Source organism: Rhodococcus sp. USK10, assembly GCF_019378875.1.
In the GTDB taxonomy this organism is placed as follows: Bacteria; Actinomycetota; Actinomycetes; order Mycobacteriales; family Mycobacteriaceae; genus Rhodococcus_F; species Rhodococcus_F pseudokoreensis.
This window is the reverse complement of sequence record NZ_CP076048.1, coordinates 4,374,482-4,387,508: the sequence shown is the minus strand read 5'-3', so window position 1 is coordinate 4,387,508 and position 13,027 is coordinate 4,374,482. Positions and strand designations below refer to the sequence as shown.

Below are 13,027 nucleotides of genomic sequence, written 5' to 3'. Positions count from 1 at the left end.
CCGGTCCGCGAGCATCGGGTGCCGACTACGTGGAGGCGTTGAAACCGATGTCGGCGATGGACGATTGGTTCGTGCCGCGGGAATTGCTCAGGCCGGTGATCCACACCAGGACGTTCTTGGTGGGTCCCTCCGACTTGACCGGGATCTCGGTGACACCGTTGCCGAGGACCTTCGAACCGAGCACCTGCGTCTGGTCGAGGGTCGGGTTCTCGGACGGGGCGCTGCGGATCTCGACGTTGGTGCCCGGGGTCGGCGAGTTGATCCACACGCTCGACAGCGTCGCCGGCTCGTCCAGCGTGACCATCAGGCCCACACCGTTCTTCAGCGCGGGGAACGGCTGGAAGTACGAGTCGGTGCTCCACACGGTGGACGTGTTGCCGTCGATGGCCAGCCGGGCGTTGGCGGCGGAGTCGGGCGTGCCCTGCGGCGAGAACACCGTCGCGCCCGAGGGCTTGATCGGTGCGACGTTCGCCGCAGGGGCGGGCGCGGCTGCGGTCGACTCCGGGTTCGGTGGGGCCTCCGCCGACGTGGTGAGTCCGAAGTCCTGTTCGGTGAGCGGCGCGTCGGAACTGCTGCCCGTGAGGAACGTGGCGAGCCAGAAGCCCAGCAGCGCCAGCACGATGATCGTGACGACCGCCAGGCCGACGAGCGCGGCGATCATCCGGTTGGACTTCTTCTTCTCCGCCTCCAGCGCTTCCGGGTCGGCGAGAGCGTGACCGGACGGGCCGGGGGCCCGCTGCCCGAGCCGCAGTACGGGGATGAACTCGGTCTTCTCGTTGACGACGGACGCCTGATCGAGGATGTGCTGCACGGTGGCCGCCGTGCGGATTCCACCGTTCGGCTCGAGCGAGCGCAGGGCCACCGCGGAGATCTCGAACGGGACCTCCGGCCGGATCACCCGCGGTCCGATGGGCTGCCCGCTGGAGTCGCGGTCGGCCAGTCGCATGCCGCCGACGCTGCCCGGGCGCTGCGAACCCGACGGATCACCCGCGGGAGCGGACGGGTCGCCGAGCGGCCAGCGGGCGGTGATGAGGGCGTAGAGCATGGCGCCCAGTCCGCGCACGTCGGAACTCGAGTCGGAGTCGGCGAGCGTGGCCGGGAACGCCAGCACGGCATCGCCGTTGATACTGATCCGGACGCGGTCGGGATGGTCGATGGACAGTGCCCCACCGGCCCGGTGCGCGGTTTCGGCGGCAGCGGCGAGTGCGCGGATGGCGCTGGCGGCGCCGATCGGAGACGGCTTGGTGTCGGCCATCTCCCGCAGCGAACGGCCCGGAGTCCACTCGGCGACGACGATGCCGCCGGAGCTTCCCCGGACCACGTCGAGGACGCGGGCGAGACCGGGCGAATTGATCCGGCCCAGTCGCAGGGTGCGCGACAGGATTGCCTGCGGGCCTTCGGGACCGGCCGAGGTGGAGCGCTGCTCGGCATCGACGAACGTCAGCGCCACCTCTCGGTCGAGCTTGACGTCCAGCGCCTGCCAGAACTGCAGTCCCCGCGAACCACCGTGCGGGGTCAGCAGGCGGTAGCGGCCACCGGCGACGGAGGCGCCGGGAATGAGCTTGGGGCCACGGGGAGTACGACGCGGGCCCGCTCCGGGCTCACGACCGGGTGCGGGTGTGATCGGGATCACGCCGGTGTCGTAGCTGAGATCCCGTGCGGGTGCGGATCCCATGTGACGTGTGTCTCGACGCTCGTCGGCGGGAGACTCGCCGGAGTCTTCGGCGGGGGTCTTCGGCGCAGCCTTCTTCGCGACGTCGGCCCCGGTCTCCTTGCTCTGCGCAGGTTTCGGAGTGTCGGCAGAGCCCGCGGACGCGTCGGCCGGCTTCTGTTGCGAGGCGCCCGCGTCCTTCTTCTGCGGTGCGTCGGCGGCCTTCTTGTCGGACTTCGCAGAGCCGGTGGAGGCCGACTCGGACGAGATCCGGGTGGTCGGGGCGTCGACGCCGTTGGGTGCGGCGGCCGAATCGCGTTCGGACGCTTGCACCGTAGAACTTCCGGCTCTCTTGCTGCCGGCCACGTCGTCGTCGCTCACCCTCACTCCTTCATTTTCGAATGCCCAACTCCGACCGTTACCGGGCGGCGATCCGACCCGCTCGTGTCCAGGGTACGGGAGTCCACCGGGTCGTTCGATACCACGCGGCTGTCCTTCGACGTCGCGCGGTGTGGCACGGACCACGGGAATCAGTTCTGTTTCGGCGTCCGCGAGCGGGTCGACTTCCGGTTCCGGTGCGGCGCCGCGACCGCGCAGCGCGCGGACCTTGCGGGCGACGGCGACGGTGATGGACACGATTTCGGGGATCTTCGCGAACCAGAGGATCGCGAACGTGACGACGAGCATCAGCACGCCGCTGATGGCGACGCGGACCATCGAACCCGGTCCGCCGAACAGTTCGCTGAGCCGGTCGAGTTGCAGCAGCCGGTCCGCGCCGAGCATCGCGAGGGCGCCCGCGAGGGACGCGAGGACGACCACCCACACGGTCTTGCCGACGTTCGCCATCTGGAGATTGCCGAGGCTGCGGTGCAGCAGGTACCCGCCGACGAGGGCGCCGGTGATGTAGCCGAGGCCGTTGGCCACGCCGAGCAGGATCACCACCTGGTCGTCGCTCGAGGCGATCATCGGGGTGAGCGCGGACAGCGCGATCTTCACCGCGGTGATGCCGAGGACGATCCACGTGGGAGTCCACGCCTGCTCGCGGGCGTAGAACACGCGGAGCTGGATCAGGACGAGCGAGTACGGGATGAGCGTGAACGCGGACCAGCTGACGGCCTCGCCGAGACGTTCGGCGTCCCCGGACCCGAAGTTGCCGTACCCGTACAGCGCCTGACCGATCTCCGGTCCGGCGAACGTGAGGAACGTGATGATCGGGATCAGGGAGATCATCGTCAGCCGGGTGGCGACGGACAGGTCGTCGACCACGGCGGGGGTGTCGTCGGTGGCGGCGTTGCGGCTGAGCCGCGGCATGATCGCCGTCAGCACCGTCACGCCGAGCACGCCGTACGGCAGCTGCAGCAGTAGCCACGCGTTGTTGTAGATCGCGGGACCCGACGCGTCCGCGTGGGACGAGATGCGGGTGGCGACGATCATGCCGGCCTGGCTGATCAGCACGTACAGGATGATGGCGACGGCCATGCCGCCGAACTGTTTGAGCCGGTCGTCGAGACCCCACAGCGGTTTCAGCGAGATGCCCTCGCGCCGGATCGCAGGCACCAGACTCATCGCCTGCACGACGACACCGAGCGTGACGCCCACACCGAGGACCAGCAGTTTCGGGTCGCTCATCCGGACCGGATCGAGGGTGATCTCCCCCGGGGTGGCGTAGTAGATCACCAGCACCGTCAGCATCACGACGTTGTTCAGCACCGGAGCCCAGGCACCGGGTTTGAACACCTGCCGGGTGTTGAGGATGGCCGTGAGCAGCGCAGACAGTCCGTAGAACAGGATCGCGGGCAGCAGTAGATAGGACAGGGCTGTGGTGAGAGACGTGTTCACCTTGCCGTCGGCCGACAGGAAGACGTGTGTGGTGAGCACGGGCGCCGCGGCGGTCGCCAGCAGCGCCGCCGTTCCGAGCAGCACACACGTGGCGGTGAACAGGCGACGCACGAACGCGGCACCCTGGTCCGGGTCCTCGCGTTCGGCGCGCACCAGGACGGGCACCACGATCGCGGTGAGCACCGCGCCCAGCACCAGTTCGGAGATCATGTTCGGGATCTGGCTGGCGACGGTGAACGAGCTGGCCACCGACCCACCCAGCAGCGTCAGGACGAGCAGTTGCTTGGCGAATCCGGTGATGCGGCTGACGAGCGTCGCCACCGCGATCGACCCGGTGGACGCCAGCAGACGGGAGTTGCTCTGCTTCTGCGGCGCCGTCGACGGCCCGGAGTCCTGGACCGGAGGCGGCGGCGGGGGGTCGACCCGGATGGCCGCGAACTGCACCGTCGGTGCCTCGTCCGGCCGGATCTCCCGAGCCCAGTGGTCCCGCTCCCACGGTGCGACCCGGGGATGGGAGCGATCGGGAAGCCTCTGGCCCCTACTGGGCAAGTTCCCGGTCATGAACGTTCGTACCCTTCGTCAGCTGGATCCGGCTGGCCGCGGAATCGATGCCACAGCCGGCGGCCGGCGAGGAACAGCAGCAGAGCACCCGCGCATGCTGTCAGTATCGCCAACGCCTGCCCGTACGCGTTGGACCGTACCGTCACGCTGGTCGGCTCTCCCAGTTGCTGTCCATCGGCCGTGGTCAGAGAGAATTGGACGACGAGCTTGCGGGAGTCGTTTGCCTCGGTGGGAACGGTGAGCGTGCGACTGCCCCGCGGCGGCAGCGTGGTGGGGCCGATGTCGGTGATGGTCATCCCGGACGGCGCGTCCACCTGCAGGCGGACGGTGATCCCGACCGGGAGGTCGTTTCTGGCGACCAGCAGCAGTGGGCTCTGTTCCGACGCCAGCGTGTAGACACCGCCCGGCGACACGACGGTCACGGCCCCGAACATGTCGTCCATCGTTTCGGCGACCTCGTCGGCGCGCGTGTCCGACGCTTCCTCCGCGGACCGGCGCTCGTCGTCGCGGCGATGCGCGAGGCTCATCGACCGCACCAGGTCCTCGCGGAGCGGTGCGGTGAACCGCTCCGGGGTGAGCGGGGCCTGCGGGTCGTCGACCAGCGCCGCGTTCAGCGCCTCGATCCGGGGCATCTGCGTGGCGGCGGCGTCGCGAATATGGGCGGGAACGCCGTCCTCCGCGGCCTGATCCGGGTAGTCCAGGCTCGCGATCTCGGGTGATCCGGGCTGACGGCCCAGCAACGACGGCAGCGGCCGGGGTGTCGCGAGACCGGAGCGCATCAGCGACGACACCGTCGACAGCAGCGTCTTCGCGTCGTCGGCGCCGGCGGTCCACAGTTGCGGCGGCACCACCATCAGCGATCGGGGGACGCCGGCGGCCCGGGCGGCCTCCGGTTCGAGGGCAGACCACGACACCGCACCGAGCGCGTCCTGCAGCCGGGCCGTCTGGGAATCGTCCGAGAGGTCGTACCGGGCGCGCTGGGGGGTATAGGACGGAGTCTGCGGAGTCGTCCCCATCGCGGCGAGCGCCGTGCCGACGGACGGATCGAACAGCAGCGCGTCGACGCTTCCGGTGGCCGTCGGTGTCTCGGTGGCCGCCGGCGTGGTGGTCTCCCCGTTCGCCGGGACGGGGGCTGCGGGCGGCGGTGTCGCCTCGATGACGTGGGCGCTTTCCCGGGGCGCGGTCGTGTCGACGGAGTTCGCGGCCACGAGTGCAGTGGTCGCGTCGTCGCCGCGGAGCATCTGCGCCGTCGCGTCGTCGAGCACGCCGGCGTCGCTCCACACGAAATTGCGCAGCGACGTGACACCGAGCACGTTGTCGACGATGTCGGCGGGGGCGTCGACGGCGGTCGCGGTGAGGTCGGCGTTCCCGACCTCACCGATCGCGGACAGGTCGGCCTGCGCGAACGGCACCGACGTGGTGCACATGGACGCGGCCAGCGTCCGGGCGCGCTCGAGCCACGCCGACGCGGCATCCTTGCCCGCACCCTCGTGCGCGGAACCGGTGGGATCGGACGGGTCGTCCACCACCAGATAGCCGCGGGTCATGTTCTCGACGGTGATCAGCAGGTCGGGGTCCACCGCCAGGCACAGACTGTCCCGCAGCGTGTGGTCCCGGTCGACGCTGTCCCGGGTGGCGAATTCCGCGGCCCCCAGCAGCTCGTCGAGCCGGCCGCCGTCGTCCAGGGAGGTCGCGAGGTCGTCGTCGACGAGACGCACCGGTTCGGTGACCGAACCGGCGACGCCCGCCGCCAGCCGCGGGCGGTCGGCGAGGGGCCACATCATCGTGACGGCGACGGGACTGGAGATGTCCGGGGGCACCGCCGGACTGCCGGGGACCCCGAACACGGGCAGCAGGAAGCGGGCGTCGTCGAGGCGCGCGGCGCCGCCGTACTCGGGGGTGCCGTTCACGTTCACCATCAGCGGGTACACGCCGGGCTCGGTGATGTCGAGGGAGAGGTCGGAATCGGAACGCAGCGGCAGCGACAGCGTGAACTGCTTGCTCTGGCCCTCGTCGAGGCGGCCCGCGACCGTGTCGAACATGCCGACCGTGTCGTAGCGGGACTGATCGAGTGTGAGTGACGTGCGGAGGCCCTCGCTGCTCGCGACGGCGGGAGCGCGTTGCAGTCGCACGCTGACGTCGCGGACCGTGCGGTCGCCGATGTTCTTCACCGAGCCGGTGACGGTGACGATCGGGTCGCTGGTGGTGGTGACCGTGGACGGCGTGACGTTGTCGATGTGCAGTTCGAGGAACTCGGGGTCCTCGTCGACGAGCTGGGTCCCGGCGCTCTCCGGCGGCACCGGGTCCTGGGCCGACGCCACCACGGTGCTGGTGGGGGCCAGAACGACCGCGAGTGCGGTCAACGTCACGGCACCGACCCGACGCAAAGCCATCCTCATCCGGCGTCTGGCCCCTTCTGGAGCTTCAGGTCGGAAGTGGGCGGAGTGGTAGTCATCTTGGAGATCAAGTCACCGGCGATTTCTGCGAGTTTCCGTTCGTCTGCGTAGGCCAGGCGTGATCCCAGCTCGGCGAGCGGCACCCACGCTACCTCGGTGACTTCCACGTCTTCGTCCGACAGTTCCCCGCCGAGGAATCTCAGCAGATAGTGGTGGACGGTCTTGTGGACCCGGCGGCCCTCGGTGACGAACCAGTAGTCGATGCTGCCGAGCGACGCGAGGACGGTGCCCTGGATGCCGGTCTCTTCCTCGACCTCACGCATCGCGGTCTGTTCGGCGGTCTCGCCCTGCTCGATATGCCCCTTGGGGAGCGACCACAGCAGCCGCCCACGACGGTCGGTCCGCCCGATCAGCGCGGCGCACAGATTCTCCCGCGGTCCGCCGAGACCGTTGACGACGAGCCCACCCGCCGAGGTTTCCCGCACCGTCCTCATGTGGGGTTTCGCGGGTTTGCCGACGGCGCCGCGCCGCCGCGAGTTGCGGCGACTCCTGTTCGCACGTTCGGCAGCAGACACCCCATCGATAGTAGTTGGCTTTGCCGTTTCCACCGGAACGCCGCACCCGAACCGAGACGCTTCGTGACACACCTGTGGCGAACCGAACTGCGAGGTGACAGCGTGTATGCGTATCTCGCTATTTGCGCACCTCGGTAAGCTTCCTGGACGTGACTGCCCCTTCTCTCGACGACGAGCGCCGTACGCGACTGCTTGCCGGCGCCGCGGTGACGCTGCGCGAGCTGTCCGAAGTCCTGACGCCGCTCGGTGAGAAGTTCGCTTCCGCCGGTCACGAGTTGTACCTGGTGGGGGGCAGTGTCCGGGACGCGATCCTGGGTCGTCTCGGCACCGACCTCGACTTCACCACCGACGCCCGCCCGGAGCAGGTGCAGAAACTGCTGTCCGGCTGGGTCGACAACCAGTGGGACACGGGGATCGAGTTCGGGACGATCAGCGCCGCCAAGGCGGGTCAGCAGATCGAGATCACGACGTACCGGGCCGACGCGTACGACCGGGTGTCGCGCAATCCCGTCGTCCAGTTCGGGACCAAGCTCGAGGACGACCTGGTGCGCCGCGATTTCACGGTCAACGCGATGGCCGTCCGGATCGGTGCGGACGGCTCGCAGGACTTCGTCGACCCGCTGAACGGCATGAACGCGCTGCTGGCCGGGGTGATGGACACGCCGTCGGCGCCGGAGAACTCCTTCAACGACGACCCGCTGCGCATGCTGCGGGCCGCCCGCTTCGTGTCCCAGCTCGGGTTCACCCTGCACGAGCGCGTGCACCGGGCCATCGCCGACATGGCCCCGCAGATCGAGCGGATCACCGCCGAACGCGTGCGGGCCGAACTGGACAAGCTGATCCTCGGCGAGTTCCCCATCGACGGCATGAACGTGATGTGCGAGACGGGTCTGGCCGATTTCGTGCTGCCCGAGGTCCCGCAGATGAAGCTCGAGATCGACGAGCACCACCAGCACAAGGACGTGTACTGGCATTCGCTGACGGTGCTGAAGCAGGCCGTCGACCTCGAGGACGGCGACCCCGACCTGGTGCTGCGCTGGGCGGCGCTGCTCCACGACATCGGCAAACCGGACACGAAACGCAACGAGCCGGGTGGCGGGGTGAGCTTCCACCACCACGAGGTGGTCGGCGCGAAGATGGTCCGCAAGCGGATGCGGGCCCTGAAGTACTCGAAGCAGATGGTCGACGACGTCTCGCAGCTCGTGTTCCTCCACCTGCGGTTCCACGGCTACGGCAAGGGGCAGTGGACCGATTCCGCGGTGCGCCGGTACGTGACGGACGCCGGTCCGCTGCTGCCGCGTCTCCACAAGCTGGTCCGCGCCGATTGCACCACCCGCAACAAGCGGCGGGCGGCCGCGCTGCAGGCGACGTACGACGACATCGAGGAGCGGATCGCCCGGATCGCCGAGCAGGAAGACCTCGCCCGGGTGCGCCCGGACCTCGACGGCAACGCGATCATGGAACTGCTCGGCATTCCCGCGGGGCCGGAGGTCGGGAAGGCCTGGAAGTACCTCAAGGAACTCCGGCTCGACCGGGGTCCCCTCAGCCGGGACGAGGCGGAGGCCGAACTCCTGTCGTGGTGGGCCGAGCAGCAGGCCTGACCGTTCCGCCGGTCGCTTCAAGCACTCCTCCCCCTGCTCGGCCACCCTGCACACCTGAATCGAGTGACGACGGTCACAGAACTTGTCGTTGCCGTTGTGCCGATATCACCACCGCACCCGCGGCCGGGTGCGAGAGACGTCATCGAACGCTCACCGGGGTTAATCCCGACGAAACACGCCGCTCGGCACCATAGATACAGGTCGTGAGCCAGGTGGACACGCGGCGACCGTGCAGGTGAGGAGCGAGTCGATGCAGCAGCAGAAAGCCGGGACTTCCACAGTGAAGACCGCCTGCTCGTACTGCGGTGTCGGCTGCGGCATGGTTCTCGAGATCGGGATCGATCCCGAGACGAATGCGCGCCGGGTGCTCAAGGCGTCCGGCGACAAGGACCATCCCACCAACTTCGGGCGGCTCTGCACCAAGGGTGCGACGAGCGCGGAGATGCTCGTGGCCGGTGGCCGCATGGAAACCGGGTACGTGCGGGACGAGCGCGGGGAGGCGCCCGCCGCGGTGGATGTCGGCGCCGCCATCAGCGAGACCGCTCGTCGGCTGAAGGAACAACTCGACGAGCACGGTCCCGACGCCCTGTCCTTCTATGTGTCCGGCCAGATGTCCATCGAGGCGCAGTACCTGATCACCAAACTGGCGAAGGGTTTCGTCGGGACCAACCAGATCGAGTCGAACTCGCGGCTGTGCATGGCCAGCGCCGGCACCGGCTACAAGCAGTCCCTCGGCGCCGACGGCCCGCCCGGTTCGTACCAAGACTTCGACAAGGCCGACGTGTTCTTCGTGATCGGCGCCAACATGGCCGACTGTCACCCCATCCTGTTCCTGCGGATGATGGACCGGATCAAGGCCGGCGCGAAACTGATCGTCGTCGACCCCCGACGCAACGCGACCGCCGACAAGGCCGGCCTGTTCATGCAGATCGCGCCCGGCACCGACCTCGCACTGCTCAACGGCCTGCTGCACCTGCTCGTGCGCAACGGGCACACCGATCCCGAGTTCATCGCCGAGTTCACCGAGGGCTGGGAGGTGATGCCGGAATTCCTCGAGGAGTACACCCCCGAGAAGGTCGCGGAGATCACCGGCATCCCCGAATCCGACATCCGGCAGGCCGCCCAGTGGATCGGTGAGGCCGAGAACTGGATGAGCTGCTGGACGATGGGCCTCAACCAGAGCACCCACGGCACCTGGAACACCAACGCGATCTGCAACCTGCACCTGGCCACCGGCGCGATCTGCCGCCCGGGCAGCGGCCCGTTCTCCCTCACCGGTCAGCCGAACGCCATGGGCGGCCGCGAGATGGGGTACATGGGTCCCGGTCTGCCGGGCCAGCGGTCGGTGCTCGCCGCCGACGACCGGGCGTTCATCGAGGACCTGTGGGAGCTGCCCGAAGGCAGCATCCGCACCGAGGTCGGCACCGGCACCGTCGACATGTTCGAGCGCATGGTGGCCGGCGACATCAAGGCCTGCTGGATCATCTGCACCAATCCCGTTGCCACCGTGGCCAACCGGCGGACCGTGATCGAGGGTCTCGAGGCCGCCGATCTCGTGATCACCCAGGACGTCTTCCTCGACACGGAGACCAACGGGTACGCCGACATCCTGCTTCCCGGCGCGCTGTGGGCGGAGTCGGATTCGGTGATGATCAACTCCGAGCGCAACCTCACCCTGCTGCAGCAGGCCGTCGACCCGGTCGGTCAGGCGCTGCCCGACTGGCAGATCATCGCCCGCGTCGCCTGCGAGATGGGGTATGCGGACGCGTTCACGTACGAATCCTCGGAGGACGTGTTCGAGGAGATCAAGCGCACCTGGAATCCCAAGACCGGCTACGACCTTCGCGGCGTCAGCTACGACCGCCTGCGGGAGACGCCGGTGCAGTGGCCGAGTCCACCCGGCAACCGCACCGACCGCAACCCGATCCGCTACGTCAACGACGGCGTCAGCCAGAACCTGCTGTCCGCTCCCGACGGTTCACTCCCCCGCCTCGCGTTCGCCACCGCGAGCGGCAAGGCCGCCTTCTTCCCGCGCCCGCACATGCTGCCCGCGGAGATGCCCGACGACGACTACCCGATGGTCCTCAACACCGGGCGCCTGCAGCATCAATGGCACACCATGACGAAGACCGGCAAGGTCGCCAAGCTCAACAAGTTGAACTCCGGCCCGTTCGTCGAGATCAACCCGGCCGATGCGCAGAGGCTGTCGATCGCCGAAGGCGACAAGGTGGAGGTCGCGTCCCGGCGCGGCCGCGCGGTACTGCCCGCCGTCGTCAGCGACCGCGTGCTGCCAGGAGGCTGTTTCGCCCCGTTCCACTGGAACGACTCGTTCGGTGAATACCTCAGCATCAACGCCGTCACCAACGACGCCGTCGACCCCACGTCCTTCCAGCCGGAGTTCAAGGTGTGTGCAGTCTCCCTGACCCGGGTGGCGCCGGTGTCCGAGCCCGAGGTTGCGGAACCGGCCGGGGCGCTCACCCTCGCGAGCGGCTCGCCCGCCGCGGAGATGAGCCGCATTCTCGGACTGGACGATTCGGCTTCCCCCAGCTTCGACGAACACGAGCGCACGTACCTCGCGGGACTGCTGGCGGGTCTGCAGTCCACCGAACTGCAGGGCGTTCCGGTCCTTCCGCGCACCGCGCCGATCTCCGGGTCGAAGAGGGTGTGGCTGGACGGTCTGATGGCGGGGCTGTTCTCCCGCTCCGCCGTACCGGACGGCTCCGCGGCGCCGGACGCGACTCCCGCGACCGCTGAATCGGTCCAGCACCCCGTGGTCGTGGTGTGGGCGTCGCAGACCGGCAACGCGGAGGAGTTCGCCGCCGAATGCGCCCGCCAGCTCGAGGAAGCCGGCCACGGCACGCACCTGACCAGCATGGACGACTACGACGTCGCGGGCCTTGCCGACGTCCGCGATCTCCTGATCATCACCAGCACGTTCGGGGACGGCGACGCTCCCGACAACGGCAGCAGCTTCTGGTCCGCGCTCAGCAGCGACGAGGCACCGAGGCTGGCGCAGACCCGCTACGCCGTACTGGCTTTCGGAGACTCGAACTACGACGACTTCTGCGGGCACGGCAAGCGGATCGACGCCCGGTTGGAGCAACTCGAGGCGAAGCGGCTGACCGAGCGCGTCGACTGCGAACCCGACTACGAGGACCAGGCGCACCAGTGGCTGACCCAGGTGCAGAACCTGGTCCGTGAGCGCGCGGCCGGCGGTGCTGCCCAGGCCGCCCCAGCGCCTGCCAGGCCCGCGGCGAAGAAGGCGGCGACGTTCACCCGGAAGTCTCCCCTCGTCACCCGGTTGACGAGGAACATCCCGCTCAGCGCGGCCGGTTCGTCGAAGGACGTGCGGCAGTTCGGCTTCGAGGTGAACGATCCGGAATTCTCCTACGAGGCGGGCGACGCGCTCGGTGTGTGGCCCACCAACAGCGATGGCGTCGTCGACGAGTGGCTGAAGGTCACCCGGTCGATCCCGGACACTCCCGTCACGCTGCCGGACCTGCCGGAGATGACGCTGCGCGAGGCGTTGCGCACGAAACTCGAGATCACCAAGGTGACCCCCGAACTGCTGCGGTTCGTGCAGAGTCGCACGCAGGACACCGAGTTGGCGCGACTGCTGCGCCCGCACAACAAGATCGCGCTCCAGCAGTGGTTGTGGGGACGGCAGTCGATGGACGTGCTGGCGCAGTACGAAGTCGACGCCGACGCGGAGGAGTGGCTGGGCGTCCTCAAGCGCCTCCAGCCGCGGCTGTACTCGATCTCGTCGAGCCCCAAGGTGGACCCGGGTGAGGTGCAGCTGACCGTCTCCGCGGTGCGCTACAACCACGAGGGCAAGAACCGCTCCGGGGTGTGCTCGACGTTCCTCGCCGATCACTGCGACGACGTCGACGTGCCGATCTTCGTGCAGAAGTCGGCGCACTTCCGTCCCCCGTCGGCCGCCGATGCGCCGATGATCATGGTCGGTCCCGGCACCGGGATCGCACCGTTCCGCGGATTTCTGCACGAACGCAGGGAATTGGGTCACACGGGCAAGAACTGGATGTTCTTCGGTGAGCAGCACGAGGCTACCGACTTCTACTACCGCGAGGAGATGGAAGCTATGCACCGCGACGGATTTCTCACCCACCTCGATGCGGCGTTCTCCCGGGACCAGCGGCAGAAGATCTACGTGCAGGACCGCATCCGCGAACACGGCGCCAAACTGTGGGGCTGGATGCAGGAGGGTGCCTCCCTGTACGTGTGCGGCGACGCCAGCCGGATGGCGAAGGACGTCGACGAGACGGTCCGCGAAGTCGTCCGCACCCACGGTCGCCTCGACGAGGAGGACACCGAGCTGTACATGAAGCAGCTGTCCAGCGACAAGCGCTACGTGCGGGACGTGTACTGATCGCTCGTCCCCGGAAG

5 protein-coding genes are annotated in these 13,027 nt (G+C 68.6%); 2 read left to right on the top strand and 3 right to left on the bottom strand.

Annotation, left to right across the window (positions count from 1 at the left end):
* Positions 1–25: 25 nt before the first annotated feature.
* The 3 genes from murJ to I1A62_RS27110 form a co-directional block, all read right to left on the bottom strand.
* Entirely contained in the window at positions 26–3,934 is a 3,909-nt protein-coding gene (gene murJ, locus I1A62_RS27120; RefSeq protein WP_219461472.1) for a murein biosynthesis integral membrane protein MurJ, read from the bottom strand.
* A 113-nt stretch (positions 3,935–4,047) separates the two neighbouring features.
* Positions 4,048–6,444 (bottom strand): DUF6049 family protein, encoded by a 2,397-nt coding sequence (locus I1A62_RS27115; protein WP_219455389.1) that lies wholly within the window; start codon positions 6,442–6,444, stop codon positions 4,048–4,050.
* Positions 6,445–6,446: 2 nt separating this feature from the next.
* Complete coding sequence (locus tag I1A62_RS27110) at positions 6,447–7,022, bottom strand: NUDIX hydrolase (protein ID WP_124392372.1); 576 nt, start codon at positions 7,020–7,022, stop codon at positions 6,447–6,449.
* 149 nt (positions 7,023–7,171) lie between these two features.
* On the opposite strand from I1A62_RS27110, the gene I1A62_RS27105 reads away from it, so the two are divergent.
* Both I1A62_RS27105 and I1A62_RS27100 read left to right on the top strand, forming a co-directional pair.
* Positions 7,172–8,623: a CCA tRNA nucleotidyltransferase gene (locus tag I1A62_RS27105; RefSeq protein ID WP_124392373.1), complete on the top strand. Its 1,452-nt coding sequence runs from the start codon at positions 7,172–7,174 to the stop codon at positions 8,621–8,623.
* Positions 8,624–8,873: 250 nt separating this feature from the next.
* A complete protein-coding gene (locus tag I1A62_RS27100) occupies positions 8,874–13,010 on the top strand; it encodes a bifunctional nitrate reductase/sulfite reductase flavoprotein subunit alpha (RefSeq protein WP_219455387.1) in 4,137 nt (1,378 codons plus the stop codon).
* The last annotated feature ends 17 nt before the right edge of the window (positions 13,011–13,027 follow it).

What these genes read in the sequence shown, in the direction of transcription:
- I1A62_RS27115 (WP_219455389.1), bottom strand. Translation starts at nt 6,444, where the DNA reads ATGGCTTTGCGTCGGGTCGGTGCCGTGACGTTGACCGCACTCGCGGTC.
- I1A62_RS27100 (WP_219455387.1), top strand. Translation starts at nt 8,874, where the DNA reads ATGCAGCAGCAGAAAGCCGGGACTTCCACAGTGAAGACCGCCTGCTCG.